Source organism: Flavobacterium sp. YJ01 (genome assembly GCF_029320955.1).
Taxonomy (GTDB): Bacteria; Bacteroidota; Bacteroidia; order Flavobacteriales; family Flavobacteriaceae; genus Flavobacterium.
Map to the genome: position 1 here is coordinate 3,803,644 of NZ_CP119757.1, position 26,537 is coordinate 3,830,180.

Sequence of the window (26,537 nt, forward strand, 5' to 3'; positions counted from 1 at the left end):
TGATGGCTTTTCTAATATTTAACTATTTGATAAAGCAATTTTCAATGCACAAAATTAATCCAATTGAGGACTTTTCAATTTCTTTTTGCTTTTTTTTATAAAAAAAAACTCTGACTTGCATTTCAAGAATGTAAATCAGAGTTTATTATAAATTAATTTTTCAGTCCTCACAAACAATATTGTGATTGAAAATATGTTGAAGATTTAATTCAATTGCATGTCTGCAATAATATTCTTGATTTTATCATCTAAGAATTTTTCTGCTTCGTCAAACTCTGAAACAGATTCTATCGCTGCATTTACGCTGATATAGAATTTGATTTTTGGTTCAGTTCCGCTAGGTCTTGCACAAATTTTAGATCCGTCTTCAGTGTAATAAATCAAAACGTTGGATTTTGGAATATCCATTGAAGTTTCTTCATTCGTTAATAAGTTCAAAGCTTTAGATGATTGATAATCTTCAACCATAATAACTCTTTGCCCATTAATTTCTTTCAAAGGATTTTCGCGTAAATTAATCATCATCTGATTGATTTCTTCTAAACCTTCCATTCCTTTTTTAGTTAAAGAAACTAAGAATTCTTTATAGAAACCATTTTCAACATAAAGTTGCAAAAGTTCTTTGTAAACTGAGCTTCCGGCAGCTTTTGCCTGTGCAGCAACTTCGCATATTAATAGAGTAGCGGCAACAGCATCTTTATCTCTAACGGCATCACCAACCATAAAACCGAAACTTTCTTCACCGCCACCGATAAATTCAAGTTCAGGGAAATCTACGATCATTTTAGCAATCCATTTAAAACCTGTCAATCCAACTTTACATTCAACGCCATAATTTGATGCTAATTCCATCATCATTGGAGTAGAAACAATTGTTGAACCTACGAATTGTTTTCCGTTAATTTTACCCGCTTTTTTCCATTGTTTCAATAAGAAAGAGGTCATTAAAACCATAGTTTGGTTTCCGTTTAGCAAAATCATTTTGCCGTCGTTGTTACGAACAGCAACTCCTAAACGGTCGCAATCAGGATCTGTACCTACTACGATATCAGAATCTGTTTTGTCAGCCAAAGCCAAAGCCATTGTTAAAGCTTCTGGTTCTTCTGGATTTGGAGATTTTACAGTCGGGAAATTTCCGTCTGGAACAGCTTGTTCAGGAACAATGTGAACATTTTTGTAACCAGCTTGCGATAGTACGTCTGGAATTGATTTTATCGAAGTTCCGTGCAATGAAGTAAAAACAATTTGAAGATTGTCTTTAGCTTCAGCAGGAGTATTAAAACTTGCGTTTTCGATTGAAGATTTTACAAATTCTTTGTCAATTTCGGTATCAATATATTGAATTAAACTTTCGTTAGCATTGAATTTGATTTTGTCGTAGCCTAAACTTTCGATTACATTAACAATTTCTTTGTCTTGAGGAGGAACAATTTGGCCTCCGTCTTGCCAATATACTTTGTATCCGTTGTATTCTGGCGGATTGTGAGATGCGGTTAAAACAATTCCGCATTGGCATTTTAGATATTTAAGCGCAAAAGATAATTCTGGAGTTGGTCTTAAGTCTGAAAACAAATAAACCTGAATTCCGTTTGCAGAGAAAACATCAGCAACAGTTTTTGCTAATGTGTTGCTGTTATGACGGCAATCGTAAGCGATAACTACTTTTAAAGGTTCATTTGGAAAAACTTTATGCAAGTAATCTGATAACCCTTGAGTGTTTTTTCCAAGTGTGTATTTGTTGATTCTATTGTTTCCTACGCCCATAACGCCACGCATACCGCCAGTACCAAACTCTAGGTTTTTGTAAAAACTTTCTTCAAGTTCTTTCGGTGAAGTGGTCATTAATTCTTTTACTGCTGCCTGCGTTTCTTGATCAAACGTAGGAGTCAGCCATTCATTTACTGCGTTTAAAATATTAGGTGCAATGTTCATGTAAATTTTCTTTTATATTTTAAATAAAGATAGTTTTTCTTCAAAAGTTAATCTGATCCAAAAAGATTTTTTTTTCCTGATTTGTATCAAAAATTCACTTCACGTGCTACTTTATATCTTTCTTCGTTGTTCTTCGTTCTTAAAATAATCTCGCCTAAAAATCCAGCTAAGAAAAGCTGAGTTCCTAAAATCATTGTTGTTAAAGCGATATAAAACCACGGATTATTTGTAACCAAAGTATATTTCATTCCATTATACATATGGTATAATTTTGAAACTCCAATGTATCCGGCAGATAGAAATCCGATAATAAACATGATAGAACCCATTGCTCCAAATAAGTGCATAGGTCTTTTTCCGAATCGTGATAAAAACCAAATGGTAATTAAATCCAGAAAACCGTTTATAAAACGTTCCATTCCGAATTTAGTTTCGCCGTATTTTCTAGCTTGGTGAATAACTACTTTTTCGCCAATTTTTCCGAATCCCGCATTTTTAGCCAAAACAGGAATGTATCGGTGCATTTCGCCAGAAACTTCAATGTTTTTTACCACAACATTTTTGTAAGCTTTTAATCCGCAATTAAAATCATTTAATTCAACACCAGAAGTTTTTCTAGCTGCCCAATTAAACAATTTTGAAGGAAGATTTTTTGCTACAACAGAATCATAACGTTTCTTTTTCCATCCAGAAACCAAATCGTATTTCTGTGCGGTAATCATTTCGTATAATTCTGGAATTTCATCTGGACTGTCTTGCAAATCGGCATCCATTGTGATAATGACATCACCTTTTGCTTTTGCAAAACCAGCATGCAGGGCTTGAGATTTTCCGAAGTTTTTCATGAAACGAATGCCTTTTACATTCGGATTTTCGTTAGAAAAACCTTCAATAATCTGCCAAGAATTATCTGTACTACCATCATCTACAAAAATGATTTCATAAGAGTAATTGTTAGATTGCATCACTTTAATAATCCATGTATAGAGTTCTTTAAGTGATTCCTCCTCGTTTAGAAGCGGTATAAGTATAGATAAATTCATTTATATTTTGTTGTAGACTTTTTTTATTAAGGTTTCTCGTTTTTAACGATTGCTCCTATTATTAAGGAGTATATTAAACCGATTAATGCATACATAACAATGGTTACAGGAAATACGATAAAAGGATTCATGAATTTCTTAACCATGCCAAGCCCCATTTCTAATTCCTTTGCAGTCATCTGTGGGTTTTTTGCAATCATTTCGCTTTTTGTTATATCAAGCATTTCATTTACGAAATCAGGAAATATCAAATTAAAAATAACATTGAAAGCTGCGTAAATTAAAGCAGCCAATACTGTTATGGAAACCCCTGTTTTTAGACATTCTGAAAGAGAAATAAAGCCATTGTTAATCTTCTTTTTATATTGATTACAACCTAAAAAGATAAATATAATAGGCAGAATTAGATAATTTGCCAAATTGACAATTATTCCAAAACTTGAATTAACTAGAGATTTCATGCCAATTACATACATAACGACAAATTCTAGAATCATTATAACACCGAATAAAACACCGTAAGGGGTACCTGACTTTGCAGGAGATAATTTTACATCCATAAAGTTATATTTAATTAGTTCACAAATATAGTAATTCCCTGTATAATCGGATATAAAAAAAGCTTTTCGAAATAAACTAAAAAAAAGTAGGCTAACTGTTTGTTTATTAAAAAAGAATTGTAAATTTGCACACTCAAAAATAATTAAATTTTAAACAAAAAAGAGCATTATTTGTTTATACCTTTTTCTAACCATGAAAAAGCTTCAAAATGAAAATGCTTCAAACAATAAATAAAAAGAAAAGATGAAAAAAGGAGTTCACCCAGAAAATTACAGATTAGTTGCATTTAAAGACATGTCTAATGATGACGTTTTTATCACTAAATCTACTGCAGATACAAAAGAAACAATTGAAGTTGACGGAGTTGAGTATCCAGTTGTAAAAATGGAGATTTCTAGAACATCTCACCCTTTTTATACTGGTAAATCTAAACTTATCGATACTGCAGGACGTATTGATAAATTCAAAACTAAATACGCTAAACACGCTAAAAAATAATAGCTGTTTTTCTTTAAATACAAAAGCCTTCCAATTTGGAGGGCTTTTTTTATGCGTCAATTTTATTGAAAAAAGGAAAGAGCCTGATTTTAAATATAGCTTGTGGTTTCAACTACGGTGAACGTATGGCAAATATATCGCGTCCCCGGCAGTTAAAACAGTTGGCTATGTTTTCTTCTTGGAAGAGAAAATTGCGTTAATTTATGGTTATAAGAAAAAACATATTTTAATGTAACGCATAAATATTTGTAACTTTGGGGCAGGTAACCAAATCAATTTTTAATAAACACTCAAATATTTATGAACTACATTCTTTTCGACGGTCCCGTTCGGAATGCTTTATTACCCTTTACTTTTACAAGGCCTGTGGCTGATATTTTGGTAGGAATTATGACTATTCGTCAAAAATGGGAAAGACGTTTAGGCTCTACGATTACGACTATCACCGAAGAATATTTGTCTGAAAAATTTCCGATGGTTGAAATGGAAGAAAATGTAATGATCAATGCAGCGTATTTGCCAAATGATACTCTTGCAGAGATGGTTTCTAATCTGACAGAAAATCAAGCCATTTTTAAAGGTGAAGATGTAATCGCATTTTTTGCAAGCGAAAATCAGGAAGAAGTCGATTTTGATTCTTACGAAATTATTCATTACAACGACGACTGTATTACGATTGAACATACTTGGGATATTTTCTCAAAAAATGATGCGGCAATCCGTCAGGATTTTGCTTATTTGACTGAAGATAGAAAATCGCAGCCAATTCCTAAAAGTGTAAATGTAATTGCTCCTGAAAATATTTTTATCGAAGAAGGCGCAAAATTAGAGTTTGTAACTCTAAATGCATCAAACGGTCCTATATATATAGGTAAGAATACTGAAATTATGGAAGGAACTGTGATTCGCGGACCTTTTGCCTTGTGCGAAAATGCTATGGTAAAAATGTCGGCTAAGGTTTATGGCGCAACAACTGTCGGTCCTGGATCTCGAATTGGCGGTGAGGTAAAAAACTCAGTTCTTTTTGCTAATTCAAATAAAGGGCATGAAGGGTTTTTAGGTGATTCTGTTTTAGGTGAATGGTGTAATATTGGAGCAGATTCTAATAATTCGAACCTAAAAAACAATTACGAAGAAGTTAAATTATGGAGCTATGAAACAGAAGGTTTTGCAAAAACAGGACTTCAGTTTTGTGGTTTAATGATGGGAGATCATAGTAAATGCGGAATCAATACAATGTTTAACACTGGAACCGTTGTTGGTGTAAGCGCTAATATTTTCGGTTCTGGATTTCCTAGAAATTTTGTTCCAAGTTTTTCTTGGGGCGGCGCTGCAGGTTTTACAACTTATGTAACCAAAAAAGCTTTTGAAACAGCAAGATTAGTTATGAGTCGAAGAAATATTGAATTCGATGCAACTGAGCAAGCTATTATGGAGCAAATTTTTGAAGAAACTAAAAAATGGAGAAAAGATTAATTAGATAATTAGTCAATTTGAAAATTAGATAATTTTTCAAACCCGACAGGTTTTAAAACCTGTCGGGTTTATTTTTTTTGCCACAGATTAAAAGGATTTTCGCAGATTGTTATTTTTAAGCCTTGAAAAAAATCTTTTTAATCCTTTAATCTGTGGCTAATATTATTTATCAATCTTAATAAAATCTTCTTTTAAGTTGAATTTCAATTCTAAACCGTTACTAAGTTTTGTCTCGTAACCTGAACTTTCAATTTCTATTTTGGTTACTTTTTCTTTTGGAAAATTTGTTTTTATGTAAGAAGCTATTTTCTTAGGAACAATAGATTTCGGAATTTTAGAATTTTTGCCGTCAACTTCCTTCCAGTTTCCTTTTTTGTCGAATTCAATTTCAAGCTGTTTGTCAAATTGCACTTTGTATTCTGTAGAAAGGATTTCTTTGTCTTGCAATATATAACTTGGTTTTTTCGATCCAAAATGTGTTTTCAAAAAAGTTTGAGCATTTGCAGGTAAAGCTTCTTTTTTAATTACAGTTTTTTGAGCATTTGCCGAAAGTCCAAAGGCTAATCCTGCAAGTAAGCAAACGGTCAGTTTTAATTTCGTTCTCATATTTTGCTGATTTTAAAATTATAGTACAAGTTAAGGTTAAAATTTTGAAATATTAAAAAACCATTTGAGTTTCGTTCCTTGCGACTAGGGCACTTTTAGTCAGTAGATTATCTAATTAGCACATTTCCAAAATTATCTAATTATCAAATTGGCACATTATCTAATTAAATCTATCTTTGCAGCACGAAAAAAATGGGTAGTCGGATAAACGATTAACCGATTAAACAAAATTCACAAAAACAAATGATTACAGTTAACGATATTTCGGTTCAGTTTGGTGGAACTACACTTTTTAGCGATGTTTCTTTTGCTATCAATGAAAATGATAAAATTGCCTTAATGGGTAAAAATGGTGCGGGAAAATCGACACTTTTAAAAATAATTGCTGGTGTAAACAAGCCTTCAACTGGAAGTATTTCTGCTCCAAGAGAAGCTGTAATTGCTTACTTGCCGCAGCATTTACTTACCGAAGATGGCGCAACTGTTATGGAAGAAGCGTCTAAAGCTTTTAGTGAGATTTTTAAAATGAAATCTGAAATAGACGAAATCAATGAACAATTGACGGTTCGTACTGATTATGAAAGTGATGAATACATGAAATTGATCGAAAGAGTTTCTGACTTAAGCGAGAAATTTTATGCTATTGAAGAAGTAAATTACGAAGCTGAAGTTGAAAAAATATTAGTTGGTTTAGGTTTTGAGCGTGAAGATTTTACACGTCAGACTTCTGAATTTTCTGGAGGATGGAGAATGCGTATCGAATTAGCTAAAATTCTTTTAAGAAAACCAGATTTGATTTTGCTGGATGAGCCAACAAACCACATGGATATTGAAAGTATTCAGTGGTTGGAGGAGTTTTTATTAAATCAAGCAAAAGCTGTTGTGGTTATTTCGCACGATAGAGCGTTTGTCGATAATATTACAAACCGTACTATCGAAGTTACAATGGGTAGAATTTACGATTATAAAGCAAAATATACGCATTATTTAGAACTAAGAAAAGACCGTCGTATTCACCAACAGAAAGCTTACGATGAGCAGCAAAAAATGATTGCTGAAAACCGTGCTTTTATTGAGCGTTTTAAAGGAACTTTTTCAAAAACAGATGCGGTTCAATCTCGTGTAAAAATGCTTGAAAAATTAGAAATTGTTCAAGTTGATGAAGTAGATACATCTGCATTGCGTTTAAAATTTCCGCCAGCGGCGCGTTCTGGGCAATATCCTGTTATTGTAAAAGAAATGGCTAAATCGTACGGTGATCATGTGGTTTTTAAAGATGCAAATATTGTAATTGAACGCGGTCAGAAAGTCGCTTTCGTTGGGAAAAATGGTGAAGGTAAATCGACTATGATTAAAGCAATCATGAAAGAAATCGGTGTTGATTCTGGAAGTGTTGAAATCGGACACAATGCGCAAATTGGATATTTCGCTCAAAATCAAGCAGCTTTGTTAGATGAAAATGCCACTATTTTTGAAACTATTGATAGTATTGCGGTTGGAGACATTAGAACGCAGATAAAAAACATTTTAGGAGCTTTCATGTTTCAAGGAGACGATATTACTAAAAAAGTAAAAGTGCTTTCTGGAGGAGAAAAAACTCGTTTGGCAATGATAAAATTATTGTTAGAGCCAGTTAATTTGTTGATTCTGGATGAGCCTTCGAACCACTTGGATATGAAAACTAAAGATATTATTAAAGATGCGCTTCGTGATTTTGACGGAACTTTAATTCTGGTTTCTCACGACCGTGATTTCCTTGACGGACTTGCAACTAAAGTTTTTGAATTTGGAAACAAAAGAGTTAAAGAACATTTTGAAGATGTTGCTGGATTCCTTGCACATAAAAAAATGGACTCTATGAGAGAAATCGAAAAATAAGTTAAAACATAATATATTTTAAAAAGCATAAGTTAATTCTTATGCTTTTTTTTTTGTTCTAATATTAAAATAATCAAAGGTTTATAATAATTCAAAATATGACTTTCATCAGGTTTTAGAATAGTGACTAAAATTACATTTAAGTAAGAATAAACTTATTTTTAAAATGTTTGTTCAACAAAGAATTTAATTTTTTAGTTATGAATCAAATAAATAATTTTTTAGGTTTTAGAGCCTTTTTTCTGCTTTTAATACTTCCTTTTTTTGCGACTGGACAAACTGCAGAATCTAATTCGCAGACAGAAGTAAAGTATCCGCAATTTAAATTTCAAGGGCTTTTTCAAGCTCGTTATTTGAGTGGTTTTACTGACGGCATTGATGCGGTAACTGGTCTTCATCATGCAGATGATAAAGCAGTTGAAAATACATTTGACATTAAAAGAATGCGTTTGGGTGTAACAGCAAAACTAGGCGAACGTTTTGATGTTGTTATGTTGGCAAATTTGGCAGATTTTAAATCTGATCCAAAAGGGAAAGTTCTTGAAAATGCTTTTGCAAGATATACTTTCAATAAAAATATCGGATTTTTAGTTGGTCAGTTTAGGCCGGCTTTTGGAATTGAAGAACTAAATCCAGCCGATATTCTTAAATCATTTGATTACTCAAATCAATATACCGAATTCGGAAACAATGGCTGGACTAGTTTTCAAATTGGAGCATCGATGTTTGGTAGTTTTAATTTAGGCAAACTTCCAGTTACCTATGCCGTTTCTGCAGTAAATGGAAATGGTAAAGATCAAGTTTCTGATAAAGACAATGGAAAACAATATTCTTCGCGCTTTGGTTTTGAGTTGGATAAAAAACACAACATCAATTTCGGAATAAATAGCGGAATTGGTGAGGTTTACAATAGAAAAGTATTTGCAGTTGGTATAGATCTTACAGCTGATTTCAAATTAGCAGATAAATTAATGTTGCAAACACAACTTGAAGCAAAACAAGGAACAAATCACTTCTTATATTATAACCTAGATCCAAAAGCAAGAACTTCAAATCTTAGCGAATATCAAATGAGAGGTGCATACTTTCTGCCTAATTTGAGATACGAAATTAAATATCAAAAATTAACTGCAATAGAGTTTTCATGTCGATATGAATATTTTGATAGGAATTTCAAAATGGATTCCAATGCAAAACAAACTTACACGCCAATGACTGGATTAGAGTTTGGAAAAGGCTATACAGGCCGTATCGAAATGGGAATGCAGTTTGACAATTATAAGCGTAATATTCCAAACAGTACTGCATACGATAACAATCTGTTTATTATACAATTTCAAGGTAGATTTTTCTAAAATCTCAAACATATAATCATACTAATATCATGAAAGAAATAAATATAAAAAATTTACTTATTACACTTGTAATAGGTTTAGCAATTTGGTTTGTTCCTGTTCCGAATGGACTCACGCCAGAAGCATGGCATTTATTTGCGATTTTCATCACAACAATTATCGGAATTATTTTAAAAGCGGCACCAATGGGTACTATGTGCATGGTTGCAGTTGGAATTACCGCTTTTACAGAGGTTTTAGCTCCAGAAAGTGCTGGAGATTCTATAACATTGGCTTTAGGAGGTTTTGGCAATAAAGTAATTTGGCTTATCGGAATTTCATTTTTTATTGCTCGAGGTTTTATAAAAACAGGATTAGGAAACCGAATTGCTTTTTTATTCATTAAAATATTCGGAAAAAGTTCTCTTGGTTTAGCTTACGGTTTAGGATTGGCAGATTTGGTATTAGCTCCAGTTGTACCAAGTAATACCGCTAGAGGAGGTGGGATAATTTATCCAATTATGAAATCGATGGCTATGAATTTTGATTCAGATCCGGATAAACCAGAAACAAGAAGAAGGTTAGGAGCCTTTCTTACTTTGAGTAGTTACAATGTCAATTTAATTGCTTCATCTATGTTTCTTACAGGGACAGCAAGTAATCCGATGTGTCAAAAATTTGCAGAAAATTTGGGTATTCATATTTCTTGGACATCGTGGGCATTAGCGGCGTTAGTTCCTGGTTTGACGGCTTTTTTTGTAATTCCGTTTCTATTGTATAAAATCTATCCGCCAGAATTGAAAAAAACAGCAGGAGCTCCGCAAGTTGCCTCACAAAAATTAAAAGAAATGGGGCCAATTTCACGAAACGAATGGTTAATGCTTTTAACGTTTGTTATTTTATTATTTCTTTGGATGACTGGAGATTTGTTTTCAATAGACGCAACAACAACAGCATTTATAGGTTTAGTCGTTTTATTGCTAACTTCTGTATTAACATGGGAAGATGTAAAAGGCGAAAAAGGAGCATGGGATACCATTGTTTGGTTTGCTGTCTTAGTAATGATGGCAAGTTCTTTGGATAAATTAGGATTTATTGGTTGGTTTAGTGAGATTGTAAAAGGACAAATGCTAGGTATGAGCTGGCAGATTGCTTTTATAATTATTATTGCCGTTTATTTCTTTAGTCATTACATTTTTGCAAGTGCAACTGCTCACGTAGCAGCTATGTATGCTGCATTGCTAGCTGTCGGAATTTCTTTGGGAGTTCCTGGGTTATTTTTAGCTTTCATGCTTGGATTTGTAGGTTCATTATACGGTACATTAACGCATTATGGCCACGGACCAGCACCAGTTTATTTCGGGAGCGGATATGTTGATTTGAAAAGCTGGTGGGTAAAAGGACTTATTACGGGACTTGCAATGCTAATAATTTATCTGATTGTTGGTGGTGTTTGGCTAAATATTTTAGGTTTTATTAATTAATAAAAAAAGCAATTTTTTTTGAAAAGCACAAGTTAATACTTGTGCTTTTTTTTATTTAGGTCTTTTGATAACAGAATTTTAATGCAATTTTTTTTACAGTACATGCATTTTTTTTCTATTTTAGTAATCCCATTTCGCATTGAATATAAGTAGTTGCTTTTTGGTTTTCAAAAAGTGGAATACCGATTTTGAATTCAGTTATATAAAAATAACCTTTTATCTATTTGAAGTCTATGAGTAAAATTCTACTAATTCCGATTGCTTTTTTCTTTCTTTTAACTCCAGTTTTTCTCCATGCTCAAGGTGACGTAAATGCGGGAGAAAAAACGGAAGAAGCTGAAGTTAAATATCCTCAATATCAAATAAAAGGTTTGCTGCAAGCAAGATATCTAGAAAGCTTTGGCGATAATGTTGATGTTTTGGGTGTTCATCATTCAACTGGAGATGTTACGCAACAATCTTTCGATATTAAAAGAATGCGTGTTGGATTGAATACAAAATTAAGCGAAGCCACAGAAGTTGTAATCTTAGTCAACTTAGCCGATTTTAAATCGGACACCAAAGGCAAAGTTCTTGAAAATGCCTACGGGAAATATACTTTTAGTAAATATATTGCTTTAACAGGAGGGCAGTTTCGTCCAGCCTTCGGTATAGAAGAACTTGTTCCTGTAGATATCATTAAATCTTTCGATTTCTCGAATCAATATTATGAATTCGGAAAAAATGGTTGGACGAGTTTTCAAATTGGAGCTTCGGCAACTGGGGCTTTTGATATTGGTAAAATTCCTGTCAGTTACGCGGTTTCTGTTTTAAATGGAAACGGAAAAAATGTAGAAATGGATAAAGATAACGGTAAGCAATATTCAACACGCTGGGTTTTCGAATTGTCTAAAGTGCATAAAATAAATCTAGGTTTAAACGGTGGTTTCGGAAAAGTTTTTAAAGAAGACGTATTTGCGGTTGGGGCCGATATAACAAGTGATTTTAAGTTGACAGATCGAATGAGTTTTGATCTTCAAATCGAATATAAACAAGGAACCAATCATAATTTGTATTTTTCTCTTCCGGCTGCAAACAGAGTCGGAGATGTTTCTAACTATCAAATGCGAGGAATTTATTTTTTGCCTAATCTAAGATATATGGTGAATTACAAGAAATTAACGGCGTTTGAATTGTCATGTCGTTATGAAACCTTCGATCCAAGTTATAAAGTAAATTCAAATGTAAGACAGACTTATACACCAATGATCAGTTTAGAATTTGGTAAAGCTTATACAGGTCGAATCGAGATGGGATTTGAAATTGATCGATTTGATAGAAATGTGCCTGATTCGTCAACCTACAATGACGAATTATTTTTAATTCAATTACAGCTCCGACTTTAATTTAATATAAAACCATTTATTATGAAAGAAGTACAGATTCCTCAAACCTTGATTACACTTGCTGTTGGAATTGCAATTTGGCTTATTCCAGCTCCAAATGGTGTTGTTGCAGAGGCTTGGCACTTGTTTGCCATTTTTGTTGCTACAATTCTAGGAATTATTTTAAAAGCAGCTCCGATGGGAACCATGTGTATGATTGCAATTGCTTTAACGGCTTTTACGCAAGTTTTAGCGCCAGGAGATCCAGGTAAATCAATAACATTGGCATTAAAAGGATTTGGAGATAAAGTAATCTGGCTTATCGGAATTTCGTTTTTTATTGCCAGAGGTTTTATAAAGACGGGTTTAGGAAACAGAATCGCATTTCTATTTATTAGAATATTCGGAAAAAGCTCTTTAGGGTTAGCTTACGGTTTAGGATTGGCAGATTTGGTTCTAGCGCCAGCTGTTCCGAGTAATACAGCAAGAGGAGGAGGAATAATTTATCCAATTATGAAATCCATGTCGATGAGTTTTGGTTCTATGCCAGATCAGCCCGAAACACATAGGAAATTAGGTTCTTATTTAACTCTAAATAGTTATAATATGAATTTGATTGCATCCTCAATGTTTTTAACAGGAACAGCAAGTAATCCGATGTGTCAAAAATTTGCTTTGAATTTAGGCATTAAAATCACTTGGATGTCTTGGGCGGCAGCGGCAATTGTGCCAGGGTTATGTGCATTTTTTGTAATTCCGTTCGTATTGTATAAAATTTATCCGCCAGAATTAAAAAAGACTGGTGATGCTCCGCAGATTGCGGCTCAAAAACTAAAAGAAATGGGAGCAATAACAAGAAACGAATGGATGATGCTCTTGACATTTTTCATTTTGCTTTTTCTTTGGATGACTGGCGATTTATTCTCTATTGATGCCACAACAACAGCGTTTATTGGATTGGTGATTTTACTTTTAACTTCAGTTTTAACTTGGGATGATGTAAAAGCTGAAAAAGGAGCTTGGGACACAATAGTTTGGTTTTCAGTTTTAGTGATGATGGCAAGTTCGCTCAACGAATTAGGTTTTATTGCATGGTTTAGCGATTTGGTAAAAGCAAAAATTGGCGGATTAAGCTGGCAAATGGCTTTTCCGATAATAGTTTTGGTTTATTTCTTTAGTCATTACCTTTTTGCGAGTGCGACTGCGCACGTAGCTGCAATGTACGCGGCGCTTCTTGGTGTTGGAATTTCGCTTGGAATTCCAGGTTTATTGTTGGCTTTTATGCTAGGATTTATAGGTTCTTTGTACGGAACTTTAACGCATTATGGTCACGGTCCGGCACCCGTGTTTTTTGGGAGCGGTTACGTAGATTTAAAGAGCTGGTGGGTAAAAGGACTTATAACAGGATTGGTTATGCTCTTTATTTATATGGTAATAGGAGGATTGTGGCTCCGTGTTATTGGAGATTTTTAGATTCTAATTCCCGGAGGAAGAAGTTCTTTGTATCTAGGATTTTTTTTGAAAAACGAAACAATTTTTGGATGAATAGGAACAACTCTATAGTTTTTCTCTGCACTTAAATCCAAAACATTTTTAAGTAAAGTATTTATTATTTCTTCATTTTCGTATGATTCGGGTTTATTGATTTTTGTCAAAAAGATTTTCTTTTCTTGAAATGAATATTCAACTGCTAGCATTCCTTCAGGAATTACAGTTTCAAATTGGCGCGCAAAAGTATTGTCTTTGATTTCCATAGTTGCAGAAGCTTCCATAATTTGTTTCTTAAGATTATTGGTAAATAGTGAATTTGGGAAACGAAATATTCTGAGAGAAAATTCTTTATAACATTTTAAAACAGAAAAATTCCGAAATACAAAGGTAATCATTTGATTTTCAATATCGAATTATTTTTTTAAGATGTGTGCTTTAAACAATTGTTTCTAATTTGATTTTTTTGGTTTGATACTACAATTCGGTCTGAAATTTGATTATCATGAGATTAAAAAAAGTAACTTTATTTTTTTAATAAATATCGCAATGGTAATTTCATTTGAATGTTATGAGTAAAATTCCAGTTTATTTTATGCCAGGTTTGGCAGCAAGTTCATCTATTTTTGAAAGAATAAAATTGGATGAAACTATTTTTGAAACACATCTTTTAGAATGGGAAATTCCAAAACAAAAAGAATCTCTATCAGATTACGCACTTCGAATTAGTGAAAAAATAAAAGATGAAAATCCAGTTTTGATTGGTGTTTCTTTTGGAGGAATTCTGGTGCAGGAAATTTCCAAACATATAAAAACACGAAAAGTCATTATTATATCGAGCGTTCGAAGCAATTTAGAATTTCCGAGAAGAATGAAAATAGGGAAGAGAACAAAAGCTTACAAACTCATTCCGATGCAACTGATTTTGAATGTAGAGAAATTAGCTAAATTTTCTTTTGGAGAAAAAGTCAATAAAAGAATAAAATTGTACGAGAAATTTTTATCTGTTCGCGATTTAGGTTATTTGCAATGGGCTGTAGAAAGCGTAATTCTATGGGAAAGAGATAAAATCGACGAAAATGTAATTCATATTCACGGTGATAAAGATGATGTTTTTCCGATTAAATATATTGATAAATGCATTTTGGTAAAAGGAGGAACCCATATTATGATCCTTAATAAGTACAAATGGCTGAATGAGAATTTGCCTTCTATTATAATGGAAGATTAAAATTCCAATTTTTAAATTGCTTCGCCAGTTCGCTATCGCTCGAGTCCAAATTCCAATACTCTGAGGATTTGTAATCTTTGTCAAAGTTTAAAACTTTGACAAAGGTGTATCTGAAAGCACGCAATCTTGTCATTTCGACCGTAGGGAGAAATCTTCGCAGGTAGTTCGACAAAGATTGGTAATTTACTTTGCGGAGTTTCATACCCTCGTTCCTCGGTATGACAAACTATATGGAAATCTTCAGTTAAAAAAAATCTAAAAGCTAAAGTCAACAATCTAAAATGAAAAATCCCAAACTCTTTTTTTAGAATTTGGGATTTTCAATATTATAATTTAAAGAAAATTTAGATTTTCTTCATTTGTTCTTTCATCATCGTGATTTGCTCTTTCAGCATACCTTGTTTATCTAACTTTTTAGCTTCGTTTAATAAATTCGTCGCTTCTAGTTTTCTTCTGCGTGACATTGCAACACCAGCAAGGTTTAATTTAGCTACAGCCAAATCCATATCCATTGATAGTCCAAGTTCGATTGCTTTTTTGAAATGTTTCTCCGCTTGGTTAATATTAGTTTGAGATAACATAATACCTTGAAGGTAATTTAAGTATCCTTGTTGTTTTCTAACTAAAGCACCTTCTGGATTTTTGATATATGATAACCATTTATTAGCGCCTTCAAAGTCTTGTTTTCTTAATTTAAGGAAAGCTAAAAGGATAAATTCGTTTTTAAAATAAAGAAAAATTGGAATTGCAGTCAATAAGATAAGGAATATGCCATTCCCGATATTACTTTCTGTAAATTGCCAAATGCCCGCTACCACTAGAAGTCCGGCCAAAATAAGTTTAATATTTTTGTGAAACATAATTAATGTAAATTTGTGATTGCAAAGATAGTAAAAGGAATTAAAAATATTTTTATAAAAGTGCTTGCCAGAAAAAAAAGTCTTTGTATATTTGCACTCGGTTTTTGAATAACGATATCCAAAGCCAAAATAAAGAGTTAATAGATACCATTTTTAAAGATACAAAGCAATGAGCAAAAGAACATTTCAACCATCGAAAAGAAAAAGAAGAAATAAGCACGGATTTATGGACAGAATGGCTTCTGCGAATGGAAGAAAAGTTCTAGCGCGTAGAAGAGCAAAAGGAAGACATAAATTAACTGTTTCTAGCGAGCCTAGACACAAAAAATAATGTTTGTATAAACATACATAAGGCGATTACTTTTTTAGTATCGCCTTTTTTTATACCTTGTCGGTAAAAATTTTCTCAACTTTCTAGTTTTTAGTACACTAGAAAAGTTTTTTAAAATCTTAAATAACTACACAATACATACAAAATGCCTAAAGACACATCAATAAAATCAGTTTTAATTATAGGTTCAGGACCTATTGTTATTGGTCAAGCTTGCGAATTCGATTATGCAGGGTCTCAATCTGCTCGTTCGATTCGTGAAGAAGGAATTGAGGTTATCTTGATTAACTCAAATCCAGCGACAATTATGACAGACCCATCGATGGCGGATCATATTTATTTGAAACCTTTAACTACAAAATCGATTATTGAAATTCTTAAGGAACATCCACAAATTGATGCAGTTTTACCAACAATGGGAGGACAGACTGCTTTGAACTTGTGTTTGGAAGCTGAAGAAAAAGGAATCTGGCAAGATTTCGGGGTAAGATTAATCGGTGTTGATGTTAATGCAATTAATATTACTGAAGATAGAGAGCAATTTAAACAGCTTTTAGAAAGAATAAATGTTCCAACTGCACCTGCAAAAACGGCTACTTCTTACTTAGAAGGAAAAGAAATTGCACAAGAATTTGGTTTCCCGCTTGTAATTCGTCCTTCGTTTACACTAGGAGGAACTGGAGCAGCGGTTGTTTATAAAAAAGAAGATTTTGATGAGCTTTTAACGCGCGGACTTGAAGCTTCTCCAATTCACGAAGTTTTGATTGACAAAGCTTTGATGGGATGGAAAGAATACGAGTTAGAGCTTTTAAGAGATAAAAATGACAACGTTGTAATTATCTGTTCTATCGAAAATATGGATCCAATGGGAATCCACACTGGAGATTCGATTACAGTTGCGCCAGCGATGACATTATCTGATACAACTTTCCAAAAATTACGTGACTATGCTATCTTAATGATGAGAAGTATCGGAAATTTTGCTGGAGGATGTAACGTGCAATTCGCAGTTTCGCCAGACGAAAAAGAAGATATCGTAGCTATCGAGATTAACCCTCGTGTATCTCGTTCTTCTGCTTTAGCATCAAAAGCAACGGGTTATCCAATTGCTAAAATCGCTTCGAAATTAGCATTAGGATACAACTTAGATGAATTACAAAATCAAATTACAAAATCTACTTCGGCTCTTTTCGAACCGACTTTAGATTACGTAATCGTAAAAATACCACGTTGGAACTTCGATAAATTTGAAGGTTCAGACAGAACTTTAGGTCTTCAGATGAAATCTGTAGGTGAGGTTATGGGAATCGGACGTTCTTTCCAAGAAGCGCTTCACAAAGCAACTCAATCTTTAGAGATTAAGAGAAACGGTTTAGGTGCTGATGGAAAAGGATATAAAGATTACGAGCAAATCATTGAGAAATTAACTTATGCAAGCTGGGATCGTGTTTTTGTAATCTACGATGCAATTGCAATGGGAATTCCGTTGAGTACAATTCACGAAATTACAAGAATCGATATGTGGTTCTTAAAACAATACGAAGAGCTTTATACTTTAGAAAAAGAAATCTCAAATTACAAAGTTTCTGATCTTCCTAAAGAATTATTGCTTGAGGCAAAACAAAAAGGTTTTGCAGATAGACAATTAGCGCACATGATGAGTTGTTTAGAAAGTGAAGTTCACGCTTTACGTATGGACATGAACATCAACCGTGTATTCAAATTAGTAGATACTTGTGCGGCTGAGTTTAAAGCTAAAACACCTTATTACTACTCAACTTTTGAGGCAGAAATCGAAAAAACAAACGGAGAGCGTTATGTAGATAACGAAAGTATCCTTACTGATAGAAAGAAAGTGATCGTTTTAGGTTCTGGACCAAACAGAATCGGACAAGGAATCGAATTTGATTATTCTTGTGTACACGGAGTTTTAGCTGCTAAAGAATGCGGTTACGAAACAATCATGATTAACTGTAATCCTGAAACGGTTTCTACAGACTTTGATACGGCTGATAAATTATACTTTGAGCCAGTTTTCTGGGAGCATATTTATGACATCATTCAACATGAAAAACCAGAAGGTGTAATCGTTCAGTTAGGAGGACAAACAGCTCTTAAATTAGCGGATAAGCTTTCTAAATATGGAGTAAAAATTATCGGAACTAGTTTTGATGCACTTGACTTAGCAGAAGACAGAGGAAGATTCTCAGACTTATTGACGGAATTAAACATTCCTTTCCCAAGATTCGGAATCGCTGAAACGGCTGATGAAGCTTCAAAATTAGCTGATACTTTAGATTTTCCACTTTTAATTCGTCCTTCTTATGTATTAGGAGGTCAGGGAATGAAAATTGTAATCAACAAAAAAGAGCTTGAAGAGCACGTTATCGATTTATTGAAAGCAATTCCAGGAAACAAATTATTACTAGATCACTATTTAGCCGGAGCAATCGAAGCTGAAGCTGATGCAATCTGTGATGCTGATGGAAATGTTTACATCATCGGAATTATGGAGCACATCGAGCCTTGTGGAGTTCACTCTGGAGATAGTAATGCAACATTGCCTCCTTTCAACTTAGGAGAATTTGTAATGCAGCAAATTAAAGATCATACGCTTAAAATTGCAAGAGCTTTAAAAACGGTTGGTTTAATCAACATTCAGTTTGCAATTAAAGATGATACGGTTTACATCATTGAGGCAAACCCAAGAGCGTCAAGAACGGTTCCGTTTATTGCAAAAGCTTATGGGGAGCCTTATGTAAACTACGCTACAAAAGTAATGTTAGGCCACAATAAAGTAACTGATTTTGATTTCAACCCACAATTAAACGGTTATGCAATCAAACAACCAGTTTTCTCTTTCAGCAAATTCCCGAACGTAAACAAAGCGTTAGGACCAGAAATGAAATCAACAGGAGAAAGTATCTTGTTTATTGATGATTTAAAAGATGATCAATTCTACGAATTGTACTCTAGAAGAAAAATGTATTTGAGTAAATAATCTCAGATTCTATTATAAAAGAAAGGCTCCAATGTAAATTGGAGCTTTTTTGTTTTTATGTGTTAATTGAAATTCATCCCAATTATCTGTAGAGGTGCACCGCAGTGCGTCTACGTCCAATATTCATTTCTGTTGCACATAAGACGCACTGCAGTGCGTCTCTACAAATATGCTGTGCGTGATTTTTTTGATCGAAATGGTATAAATAAATTGTTTTTTTTGTTTATGTTGATTTTAAAATTCATTCCAATTTTCTGTAGAGGCGCACTGCAGTGCGTCTACGTCCAATATTCATTTCTGTTGCGCATAAGACGCACTGCGGTGCGTCTCTACAGATATGCTGTGTGTAATGATATTTTAAAAAAAAGTGAATTAATTTTTTGAACTTTTTTTTTTTTATAAACTTTATAAAGCAAATAAATTACGAAAATCCAAAAGGCAATGTTTATAATCTGCCATATTAAGAAGTTTATATTGAAGTCGTAAAATGTTTTTTCCATAGCTCTTGCATTTTAATAATTTACGGTTTTAAAAATACAAAAAATCTTACAAATTATATTGGGGTAAAAAAAAACTCCAAAATTATTGGAGCTTTTAAATTATAAAAAGTAAGATATTATTTTTTAAGCAATTCTTGTAAAGGTTTCAATTGCTCCATATCAATTTTTGATTTTTGTAAAACTGACATTAAAGTCATAATATTATTCGGATTCATATCTTCGCCTAAAACTCTAACTACAGCAAAACCGTTTTCTTTTCTGTTTGCAAAAATGACAAACTCTTTTATATTATCGTCACTTCCAACATAGCTTACAGAAGCACCATCTTTGCCAGAACCAAACTTCATTAATTCCTGATATTTCGGATCTTTTAAAATGGCTTTTACTTTGGTTCTTTCTGTTTCAAACTGCGCTTGATTACTTTTATCTGCTTTAAAAGCGATAATATTCATTTTATCAAACGAATTTAATGCTTCGTTTTGTTCCGCAGATAATTTTGCTTTGTCAACATTCAGGATGTTTGGAGAAACATCCAAAGCAATAAAGTCTTTTTTCTCCGAATTCTCAACAAAATATTTTTGCAGTGTTGGTTCAGAATTACAGCTTCCTAAAGTTAGTAAAGCTATAAGTGCTAAGGTGAAAATTTTTGCTTTCATTTATTTTTTGCCTTTAGAAGCTTTCTTTAGGTCTGGACCTCCAGGAAGATTCATTTTATCTGTTAAAACTGAAATTTCATTCAAATCAAAATTACCAGTTAAAGATAGTAAAACCGTCTCGTCGTTTTTAGCGCCATCTACAAACATTAATAACTCTTTAATTTGTGTGTCGCTTGCGCCAGATTTAACCATTATTTTGACATTTTTACCGCTGTCATTTACTCTCATTAATTCTTCAAGACCAGCTGTTTTAATGTATTTGTCTGCAGAAGCTTTCATGTCGGCTTCGATCTTAGGATTTTTTGTGGTAAAGACTTTTAAGTAATCTAATTTTTTAATCAGATTGATATATTGCTGTGTTTCTTTGTCCTGATTATCAGCTTTTACTTTGCTCATTAAATCGAACATTTTTTTATTTACAATTACAGACGTTACATCGTCTAGACCGTCAAATTTGTCAAAAGCACCTTGTGCATAAAAAACATTTGTAACGAATGCGAATACTAAAGTTATGATGAAATTTTTCATGATTGTTTTATTTTTTAATTACTGTTTAAAGACTTTGTTTTTTGATTGTTCATATTCTTTAATGTACTGTACACTTTCAATACCTACATTAACATTGTTTGATAATAATGCTAAAGCTTTTTGAGTTGCTTTTAGCGCTTCTTCGGGATCTTGGTAGGTTCCTAATTCTGTTTGCGAAGCTACTGCAGTAGTATCTTTTTGTTCGCTCACAAAAAAGTAAGTTCCAATTCCGAGCAAAACAACAGCTGAAGCTGCAATCGATAACCACGCTACGTTGCGTTTTTTAGATTGTAGTGGAATCTCATACGTCGACTTCTGTTCTTTTGCCTGAGAGAAATAGCCAAACATTGGTTTGTATTGCTCCAAATGCTGCGCAACATTTGGCGAAGAAAAGTATTCTTTTAATTGATTTTCTTCAGCAATAGAAGTTTCTCCCTGAAAGTATTTTTCTAATATATCTTCTATTTTATTTGGTTCCATAAAGGTGTGTATTTGTCATTGATTCTCTAATTTTTTTTCTCGCTCTCGAAAGTGCAACTCGTATTGCCGTTTCATTCATATTGACAATTTTTGCAATTTCCTCAAATTCATATTGTTCTACATCTCGAAGCTGAATTAATAACTGCATTTGTTCAGGCAGTTCGTTTATTATTTTTTCAACCCATTCTAAACTATTTTCATCTTCAAGCTTTTTGTCTAATTGAGGCTCACGGTCTGTAAAATTGTTATGAACGATTTGAAGATTACTGGCTCTTTTAGATTTTAACTGATCTAAACAATAGTTTTTGGTCATCGTCATGGCGAGTGCTTCAACACTATTGTAACTTTCCAGATTATCCTTTTTATTCCATAATTTGACCATTACTTCCTGAGTGGCATCTTCGGCCTCTTCAGTACTTGTAAGCAATCTTTTTGCCAGACGAAAAACTTTGTCTTTAAAAGGATTTATTAATTCTATAAATACAACTTGGTTCATTAATCTGATGGTTAATCGTTAGCTTATATATTCAAGACGAGGCACAATTAGATTTGTTACAACAAAAAAATATTTTTTTTATATGTAAAAAAAATACTGCTTTTGTGACCAAGCTAATACTAAAGATGCTACTTTTACAGTATACTACTAAGATACTTAAATGATATGAAAACAATTTTAAAGAGTGCTCTTTTTCTTTTTTTAGTCGCTTTTTCTTTGCAGTCATGTGAGGATAATGACGATGTAGCCGCTCCAGCAGATGTACAGATTAATAGTTTTATCTGGAAAGGACTAAACGAAGTTTATTTATGGCAGGCAGATGTTCCAAATTTAGCAGACAATCGTTTTGCAACTGAAAATGACTTTAATAATTTCTTAAAAGGTTATGCAAAACCAGAAGATTTATTTGAAGATTTATTGAATAAACCAGAAAGTAAATATCCAAACGGAGATGCAATTGACCGTTTTAGCTGGATTGTTGACGATTATACTGTTTTGGAACAAGAATTAAGCGGAATCTCAAAAAACAATGGAGTAGATTTCAGATTAAGCCGAGTGGCTTCAGGATCAAATGATTTGGTTGGTTATGTTCGATATATTATTCCAAATTCAGATGCTTCAACTAAAGCAATCAAACGTGGTGATTTGTTTACGAGCATTAACGGAACCAAACTTACTGTTTCTAATTATCAAGAGTTAATAGGTAAAGATACTTACACATTAAATTTAGCTGATTACAACGGAAGCGCTTTTGTTTTGAATGGAAAATCAGTTGCTTTAACAAAAACTGTTTTAGAAGAAAACCCAATTTTCATTAATAAAGTAATTACTTCTGGAAGTCATAAAATTGGTTATTTAATGTATAATGGTTTCTATTCTGAATATGACGATAGATTGAATCAAGCTTTTGGTACATTGAAAGGGCAAGGAGTTACAGATTTTATTTTAGATCTTCGTTATAATGGAGGAGGATCTATTGCAACATCTGCGAAATTGGCTAGTATGATTACGGGACAATTCGATACGCAGATTTTTTCTAAAATGACATTCAACAGCAAACAAATGCAAGGTCTTAGTACAGCTGATTTGGAAGATTTAAACGTTAGATTCGTTAAAAATTTAAACAGCTTGAATATGACAACTGTTTACGTTATTACAACGGCAAGTACAGCTTCTGCAAGTGAATTAATCATCAACGGATTAAAACCGTACATTAATGTTGTTCAAATCGGAGAGACTACAGTTGGAAAAAATGTTGGATCTTTTACTGTTTATGATTCAGAAACTTTGACAACTAAAAAAGGAATCAATCCAAATCATAAATATGCGATGCAGCCTTTGGTTCTTAAAATTACAAACTCTGTTAATTTTGGAGATTACACGCAAGGTTTAGTTCCGACTTACCAACAATATGAATCGGTTCTTAATTATGGTGTTTTAGGAGAAACTACAGAGCCGTTGCTTAGTAATGCAATTTCTAAAATTACTGGAAATGCAGCTAAGAAAATCCAAACAGATTCAGAGCCTTTACGTCCTTATGTAACAGATTCTAAAATCTTAAACGGATTAAGACACGGTATGTATCTTAAAACTGCTCCAAAAGTATTCTAAGAAAATTTAGATATAAAAAAAGGCTTTCAGAAATGAAAGCCTTTTTTATTCCAAAAAAATAAATTAATTCTAATTATTGTTAGAATAAAAACCGTTTGGTCCTACGCCAACAGTTAATGTTTTTAATACTGTTCCAGTTGAAGAATATACAGTAACCGTTCCGTCTGAAGTAAATGCGTTTGCATCACCAGAATAAATTCTGCCATCGATTACGCCAAAACCATAAAAAGTAGACCAGCTGCTATCTTTTACAGAAAATAAAGCTTTGTCTGAAAATGCTGTTGCAGATAAGTTAATTGCATAAACGCCAGTTCCTTGAGTATAATAGATTTTATCTCCATCAATATCCATGTTGATTGCATTTTTTACTGTAGTCGATTCGAAAGATGTTGCAGTATCTGTAGAAGTATTAATTTTAAATAATTTACTTTTAGCGCTAGTTCCTGCTAATACGTATACAGATCCATTGTTCTCTTCAATAGAATTAATACCATTTTCTAATGTGATGGTTTTAGTCACAGCATTTGCTGAAGGGCTAATAACAGTAACTTCACTTCCGTTTCCGTAAGCTGCATTTGTTACATAAATTTTTCCGTTTGCAGCAATAATTTTTTCAGCAGTTTTTCCTAATGCAATTGAAGTTATGTAAGCATAAGTTTTTGCATCATAAACGGTAACAGCTTGAGAAATTGAATTTGTTACATATAATTTGTCATTTACAACAACACTGTAACGTGGGTTTTGAAGTTTTTCGGTAATTGTACCCAAACTTTTAAAAGTATAACGGTTTACCACTTCTACTTCATTAGAATTGTTTACTACAATAAAAGCTTTTTCATTGCTAAAAGACATTGATTGAGCAACATCTCCTAAAACCATTGGCGTATTTACTAATTTGAAAATATCATTTTGAAAAGTAGCCAAATCATTCGAAACGTAAGAAACTGATGCATTAGGAGTTCCAAAATTTCCTTCATTTAAAATAAGCACACCATTGTCATAAACACCTAACGCAACGTCGTTGTCATCATTATCGCTGCTACAAGAAGCAAATAAAAATGCAGAGGCAATAATTCCTAAATAAAGATTTTTTAATTTCATGTTTTTAATAATTAAGGTTTAAATAAATAGTTAAATTTCGCCCAGGCATAAATCGGCTAGGGAGAGCTTCATATTTTTCATTCCAAAGATTAGCCGCCTTAACGCCTAATTTGAAAATGTTTTTCTTGCTAAAATTATAGTCAACACCAATGTTAGAAACATTATAAGCGTCAAGTATGTATTTCGGATTATTATCTGATGTTGTAAAAATTTCGCCCGTATACATAATCTGATAATAGGCAGAAAGTTTCTTGTAATAATAGGATAAAGAGCCAGTTAATTTATGATAAGGCACGTAAAAAAGCTGTTTGTCAGTTCTGTCGTCTAATGAAACGGTGTAAGCATAAGTACCGCTAAAATCGAAGGTGTTTTTGCCAAAACTTTTTTTCCATCCTAAAAGTGCTTCAGCACCATAAATTGTAACTCTGTCTGTGTTTTCTGGAGACCAATTTCCGGTATTGTTTGGCAGCCAACGAATCATGTCTTTAATCTTCATTCCGTATGCCGTAACGGTCATTCGAAAATCTTTATAGGTAAATTCATTTCCAATTTCTGCCTGAAACGAACTTTCTGGTTTTAAATCCGGATTTCCGCTTCCTTCCCAATATAAATCATTAAAGGTTGGAATTCTGAAATTTCTCGAAAAGTTAAATTTAAGCTTATAGAAATCTGAAAAATTATAACGTGAACCAACAGAGAAAAGAATCGGACTTTTATAAACATCTGAAACTTCTTTTCTAGCACTCATTTCATAATTCCATTTTTCTGTAAGCGAATGTTTCCATAATAAACTTGCGCCACCAATTTGACGTGTACTTTTTCCAATACCAGAACCAAGTCCGTCGTTTTTGGTATAATCTAAAATGGTGCTTATCTTCATAGTAGAAGAGATCGTGTAATCTAGATCATATTTTCCGATGAAACTTTTTACTCCACCAGAAGTATATCCGTCTAGATTGATGTCTTCAAAATAATTGTAATGTTCTGTTATATAAGCAAGTCTCACATTTGAATTTAAATTGCTAAAAGAACTGCTCCATGTTAATAAATTACGAGTATTGTAATCTTGGTATTTTGTTTTGGTTGCATTTGGCGATGTTAGAGAAAAGTGACGTTCTCCATCATATATTTCACTATAAAATTTGATGCTATTTTTGTCATTTATCTTATAACCAATGGCTGCATCAAGAGTGTTATTGTAGTATTGTCCGTTTTTGTTCCAAACTTCTTGGCCAACAAATTTGAAATCGTTGTCAGAGCTATTTCTGGTAAAACTTGCATCAAAACTCCATTTTTTGGTCGCTGCGGTGATTCCATAAATTGCACTTAAAGTATTGAATTCTCCGTAATAAATTTGAAAGTCATTTTTGAATGTATCTGTAAATTTCAAATCATTATTTAAATGGATCGTTCCTCCAATTGCACCGCTTCCGTAAACAACACTTCCTCCGCCTGCTTTTACATCTATAGAATTGAATCCTCGTGTCGAAATAGTATTAAAATCCGCTTGTCCTAATAACTGAGAGTTGATATTTATTCCATTCCAGACTACTACAGTCTGTTGAGAAGTAGTTCCTCTAAACGAAGGTGAAGAAGTCATTCCTAATCCATTTTCTTTAAAATAGATTACAGTATTATAATTTAAAAGGGAAGTTAATGAAGATTGGTTTTTGCTTATAATGGAATCGCTTAACCTTTGTATAGATTGCGTATTAGAGAAATTCTTAAGATTATTGTCAGAAACAACAACTTCTTTCAGTTTATTAATAGAATCATTCTGCGCCAAAATACTTTGGCACAATAACAGTAAACAAAAAGCAAACCTTAGTTTTATAGTCATAATTTCTACACTCTTTTTCCCGAGAGCTCGATATTAGTTACAAAGGCAGGTCTCCTGGCTTGCGTCTTGTTGTTTACCTTCCCATACCGCATGGCGGGACAGTGGTTTTGTAGTTTACAACAAGCATTCGTTTTAGAACTAAGCTTACAGTTGCGGGTACAGCTCAAGAATTTACTTGATTCCCTTTTAATGTGTTTAATAAAAACACAACCTTAATTTTCTGCAAAGATAAAGTTAA

23 protein-coding genes and 1 riboswitch are annotated in these 26,537 nt (G+C 33.0%); of the genes, 11 read left to right on the forward strand and 12 right to left on the reverse strand.

Annotated elements, in window-relative coordinates; all coding sequences use genetic code 11:
* Positions 1–204: 204 nt before the first annotated feature.
* The 3 genes from P0R33_RS16690 to P0R33_RS16700 all read right to left on the reverse strand — a co-directional run bounded on the left by P0R33_RS16690 (position 205) and on the right by P0R33_RS16700 (position 3,535).
* The gene (locus P0R33_RS16690) at positions 205–1,932 is read right to left on the reverse strand and encodes a phospho-sugar mutase (protein WP_276172322.1); all 1,728 of its coding nucleotides are present in this window, start codon (positions 1,930–1,932) and stop codon (positions 205–207) included.
* Positions 1,933–2,018: 86 nt separating this feature from the next.
* The gene (locus P0R33_RS16695; RefSeq protein ID WP_057117759.1) at positions 2,019–2,975 is read right to left on the reverse strand and encodes a glycosyltransferase family 2 protein; all 957 of its coding nucleotides are present in this window, start codon (positions 2,973–2,975) and stop codon (positions 2,019–2,021) included.
* Positions 2,976–3,001: 26 nt separating this feature from the next.
* On the reverse strand, positions 3,002–3,535 hold the full coding sequence (locus P0R33_RS16700) for a DUF4199 domain-containing protein (protein WP_276172323.1): 534 nt from the start codon (positions 3,533–3,535) through the stop codon (positions 3,002–3,004).
* 244 nt (positions 3,536–3,779) lie between these two features.
* On the opposite strand from P0R33_RS16700, the gene P0R33_RS16705 reads away from it, so the two are divergent.
* Both P0R33_RS16705 and P0R33_RS16710 read left to right on the forward strand, forming a co-directional pair.
* Positions 3,780–4,034: a type B 50S ribosomal protein L31 gene (locus P0R33_RS16705; RefSeq protein WP_007804523.1), complete on the forward strand. Its 255-nt coding sequence runs from the start codon at positions 3,780–3,782 to the stop codon at positions 4,032–4,034.
* Positions 4,035–4,334: 300 nt separating this feature from the next.
* Complete coding sequence (locus P0R33_RS16710) at positions 4,335–5,510, forward strand: GlmU family protein (RefSeq protein WP_276172324.1); 1,176 nt, start codon at positions 4,335–4,337, stop codon at positions 5,508–5,510.
* A 162-nt stretch (positions 5,511–5,672) separates the two neighbouring features.
* Here P0R33_RS16710 and P0R33_RS16715 read toward each other — a convergent pair whose 3' ends face one another.
* Complete coding sequence (locus tag P0R33_RS16715) at positions 5,673–6,116, reverse strand: PepSY-like domain-containing protein (RefSeq protein WP_276172325.1); 444 nt, start codon at positions 6,114–6,116, stop codon at positions 5,673–5,675.
* Between the two features lie 243 nt (positions 6,117–6,359).
* Here P0R33_RS16715 and abc-f point away from each other — a divergent pair, with 243 nt between their 5' ends.
* The 5 genes from abc-f to P0R33_RS16740 all read left to right on the forward strand — a co-directional run bounded on the left by abc-f (position 6,360) and on the right by P0R33_RS16740 (position 13,649).
* Entirely contained in the window at positions 6,360–7,994 is a 1,635-nt protein-coding gene (gene abc-f, locus P0R33_RS16720) for a ribosomal protection-like ABC-F family protein (RefSeq protein ID WP_276172326.1), read from the forward strand.
* A gap of 200 nt (positions 7,995–8,194) precedes the next feature.
* Positions 8,195–9,349 carry a porin gene (locus P0R33_RS16725; RefSeq protein ID WP_276172327.1) on the forward strand — a complete coding sequence of 385 codons (1,155 nt, stop codon included), beginning with the start codon at positions 8,195–8,197 and terminating at the stop codon, positions 9,347–9,349.
* 29 nt (positions 9,350–9,378) lie between these two features.
* Complete coding sequence (locus P0R33_RS16730; protein WP_276172328.1) at positions 9,379–10,812, forward strand: anion permease; 1,434 nt, start codon at positions 9,379–9,381, stop codon at positions 10,810–10,812.
* Positions 10,813–11,045: 233 nt separating this feature from the next.
* Positions 11,046–12,197, forward strand: a complete 1,152-nt coding sequence (locus P0R33_RS16735) for a porin (protein WP_276172329.1) — start codon at positions 11,046–11,048, stop codon at positions 12,195–12,197.
* A gap of 21 nt (positions 12,198–12,218) precedes the next feature.
* On the forward strand, positions 12,219–13,649 hold the full coding sequence (locus tag P0R33_RS16740) for an anion permease (RefSeq protein ID WP_276172330.1): 1,431 nt from the start codon (positions 12,219–12,221) through the stop codon (positions 13,647–13,649).
* On the opposite strand, the gene P0R33_RS16745 is transcribed toward P0R33_RS16740, so the two are convergent.
* The gene (locus P0R33_RS16745) at positions 13,646–13,948 is read right to left on the reverse strand and encodes an N-acetyltransferase (protein ID WP_276172331.1); all 303 of its coding nucleotides are present in this window, start codon (positions 13,946–13,948) and stop codon (positions 13,646–13,648) included. The genes P0R33_RS16740 and P0R33_RS16745 overlap by 4 nt on opposite strands.
* Before the next feature lie 287 nt (positions 13,949–14,235).
* On the opposite strand from P0R33_RS16745, the gene P0R33_RS16750 reads away from it, so the two are divergent.
* Positions 14,236–14,895 carry an alpha/beta hydrolase gene (locus P0R33_RS16750; protein ID WP_276172332.1) on the forward strand — a complete coding sequence of 220 codons (660 nt, stop codon included), beginning with the start codon at positions 14,236–14,238 and terminating at the stop codon, positions 14,893–14,895.
* A gap of 344 nt (positions 14,896–15,239) precedes the next feature.
* Here the strand turns inward: P0R33_RS16750 and P0R33_RS16755 are convergent, their stop codons facing one another.
* Positions 15,240–15,755, reverse strand: coding sequence for a DUF2892 domain-containing protein (locus tag P0R33_RS16755; RefSeq protein ID WP_276172333.1), 516 nt, complete (start codon positions 15,753–15,755; stop codon positions 15,240–15,242).
* 169 nt (positions 15,756–15,924) lie between these two features.
* Here P0R33_RS16755 and rpmH point away from each other — a divergent pair, with 169 nt between their 5' ends.
* Both rpmH and carB read left to right on the forward strand, forming a co-directional pair.
* Positions 15,925–16,086, forward strand: coding sequence for a 50S ribosomal protein L34 (gene rpmH / locus P0R33_RS16760; RefSeq protein ID WP_008464848.1), 162 nt, complete (start codon positions 15,925–15,927; stop codon positions 16,084–16,086).
* Between the two features lie 145 nt (positions 16,087–16,231).
* Positions 16,232–19,087, forward strand: a complete 2,856-nt coding sequence (gene carB / locus P0R33_RS16765) for a carbamoyl-phosphate synthase large subunit (RefSeq protein ID WP_276172334.1) — start codon at positions 16,232–16,234, stop codon at positions 19,085–19,087.
* Between the two features lie 616 nt (positions 19,088–19,703).
* Here the strand turns inward: carB and P0R33_RS16770 are convergent.
* From P0R33_RS16770 to P0R33_RS16785, 4 genes are read right to left on the reverse strand one after another with little or no spacing between them, the layout of a single operon-like run.
* On the reverse strand, positions 19,704–20,243 hold the full coding sequence (locus P0R33_RS16770) for a DUF4252 domain-containing protein (protein WP_276172335.1): 540 nt from the start codon (positions 20,241–20,243) through the stop codon (positions 19,704–19,706).
* Positions 20,244–20,771 (reverse strand): DUF4252 domain-containing protein, encoded by a 528-nt coding sequence (locus P0R33_RS16775; RefSeq protein WP_276172336.1) that lies wholly within the window; start codon positions 20,769–20,771, stop codon positions 20,244–20,246. It lies immediately after the preceding gene.
* A gap of 18 nt (positions 20,772–20,789) precedes the next feature.
* Positions 20,790–21,251 carry a hypothetical protein gene (locus P0R33_RS16780; RefSeq protein WP_276172337.1) on the reverse strand — a complete coding sequence of 154 codons (462 nt, stop codon included), beginning with the start codon at positions 21,249–21,251 and terminating at the stop codon, positions 20,790–20,792.
* Complete coding sequence (locus P0R33_RS16785; RefSeq protein WP_276172338.1) at positions 21,238–21,747, reverse strand: sigma-70 family RNA polymerase sigma factor; 510 nt, start codon at positions 21,745–21,747, stop codon at positions 21,238–21,240. The genes P0R33_RS16780 and P0R33_RS16785 overlap by 14 nt, the downstream gene beginning before the upstream one ends.
* Positions 21,748–21,912: 165 nt before the next feature.
* Between P0R33_RS16785 and P0R33_RS16790 the strand changes: the two genes are divergently transcribed.
* Complete coding sequence (locus tag P0R33_RS16790) at positions 21,913–23,358, forward strand: S41 family peptidase (RefSeq protein ID WP_276172339.1); 1,446 nt, start codon at positions 21,913–21,915, stop codon at positions 23,356–23,358.
* 69 nt (positions 23,359–23,427) lie between these two features.
* Here the strand turns inward: P0R33_RS16790 and P0R33_RS16795 are convergent, their stop codons facing one another.
* Together P0R33_RS16795 and P0R33_RS16800 are read right to left on the reverse strand one after the other, a co-directional pair.
* Complete coding sequence (locus P0R33_RS16795; protein ID WP_276172340.1) at positions 23,428–24,459, reverse strand: DUF5074 domain-containing protein; 1,032 nt, start codon at positions 24,457–24,459, stop codon at positions 23,428–23,430.
* A 4-nt stretch (positions 24,460–24,463) separates the two neighbouring features.
* Entirely contained in the window at positions 24,464–26,299 is a 1,836-nt protein-coding gene (locus tag P0R33_RS16800) for a TonB-dependent receptor (protein WP_276172341.1), read from the reverse strand.
* A gap of 26 nt (positions 26,300–26,325) precedes the next feature.
* Positions 26,326–26,529: riboswitch (cobalamin riboswitch) on the reverse strand.
* Positions 26,530–26,537 lie beyond the last annotated feature (8 nt).

What these genes read in the sequence shown, in the direction of transcription:
- P0R33_RS16690 (WP_276172322.1), bottom strand. Translation starts at nt 1,932, where the DNA reads ATGAACATTGCACCTAATATTTTAAACGCAGTAAATGAATGGCTGACT.
- P0R33_RS16695 (WP_057117759.1), bottom strand. Translation starts at nt 2,975, where the DNA reads ATGAATTTATCTATACTTATACCGCTTCTAAACGAGGAGGAATCACTT.
- P0R33_RS16700 (WP_276172323.1), bottom strand. Translation starts at nt 3,535, where the DNA reads ATGGATGTAAAATTATCTCCTGCAAAGTCAGGTACCCCTTACGGTGTT.
- P0R33_RS16705 (WP_007804523.1), top strand. Translation starts at nt 3,780, where the DNA reads ATGAAAAAAGGAGTTCACCCAGAAAATTACAGATTAGTTGCATTTAAA.
- P0R33_RS16710 (WP_276172324.1), top strand. Translation starts at nt 4,335, where the DNA reads ATGAACTACATTCTTTTCGACGGTCCCGTTCGGAATGCTTTATTACCC.
- P0R33_RS16715 (WP_276172325.1), bottom strand. Translation starts at nt 6,116, where the DNA reads ATGAGAACGAAATTAAAACTGACCGTTTGCTTACTTGCAGGATTAGCC.
- abc-f (WP_276172326.1), top strand. Translation starts at nt 6,360, where the DNA reads ATGATTACAGTTAACGATATTTCGGTTCAGTTTGGTGGAACTACACTT.
- P0R33_RS16725 (WP_276172327.1), top strand. Translation starts at nt 8,195, where the DNA reads ATGAATCAAATAAATAATTTTTTAGGTTTTAGAGCCTTTTTTCTGCTT.
- P0R33_RS16730 (WP_276172328.1), top strand. Translation starts at nt 9,379, where the DNA reads ATGAAAGAAATAAATATAAAAAATTTACTTATTACACTTGTAATAGGT.
- P0R33_RS16735 (WP_276172329.1), top strand. Translation starts at nt 11,046, where the DNA reads ATGAGTAAAATTCTACTAATTCCGATTGCTTTTTTCTTTCTTTTAACT.
- P0R33_RS16740 (WP_276172330.1), top strand. Translation starts at nt 12,219, where the DNA reads ATGAAAGAAGTACAGATTCCTCAAACCTTGATTACACTTGCTGTTGGA.
- P0R33_RS16745 (WP_276172331.1), bottom strand. Translation starts at nt 13,948, where the DNA reads ATGGAAGCTTCTGCAACTATGGAAATCAAAGACAATACTTTTGCGCGC.
- P0R33_RS16750 (WP_276172332.1), top strand. Translation starts at nt 14,236, where the DNA reads ATGAGTAAAATTCCAGTTTATTTTATGCCAGGTTTGGCAGCAAGTTCA.
- P0R33_RS16755 (WP_276172333.1), bottom strand. Translation starts at nt 15,755, where the DNA reads ATGTTTCACAAAAATATTAAACTTATTTTGGCCGGACTTCTAGTGGTA.
- rpmH (WP_008464848.1), top strand. Translation starts at nt 15,925, where the DNA reads ATGAGCAAAAGAACATTTCAACCATCGAAAAGAAAAAGAAGAAATAAG.
- carB (WP_276172334.1), top strand. Translation starts at nt 16,232, where the DNA reads ATGCCTAAAGACACATCAATAAAATCAGTTTTAATTATAGGTTCAGGA.
- P0R33_RS16770 (WP_276172335.1), bottom strand. Translation starts at nt 20,243, where the DNA reads ATGAAAGCAAAAATTTTCACCTTAGCACTTATAGCTTTACTAACTTTA.
- P0R33_RS16775 (WP_276172336.1), bottom strand. Translation starts at nt 20,771, where the DNA reads ATGAAAAATTTCATCATAACTTTAGTATTCGCATTCGTTACAAATGTT.
- P0R33_RS16780 (WP_276172337.1), bottom strand. Translation starts at nt 21,251, where the DNA reads ATGGAACCAAATAAAATAGAAGATATATTAGAAAAATACTTTCAGGGA.
- P0R33_RS16785 (WP_276172338.1), bottom strand. Translation starts at nt 21,747, where the DNA reads ATGAACCAAGTTGTATTTATAGAATTAATAAATCCTTTTAAAGACAAA.
- P0R33_RS16790 (WP_276172339.1), top strand. Translation starts at nt 21,913, where the DNA reads ATGAAAACAATTTTAAAGAGTGCTCTTTTTCTTTTTTTAGTCGCTTTT.
- P0R33_RS16795 (WP_276172340.1), bottom strand. Translation starts at nt 24,459, where the DNA reads ATGAAATTAAAAAATCTTTATTTAGGAATTATTGCCTCTGCATTTTTA.
- P0R33_RS16800 (WP_276172341.1), bottom strand. Translation starts at nt 26,299, where the DNA reads ATGACTATAAAACTAAGGTTTGCTTTTTGTTTACTGTTATTGTGCCAA.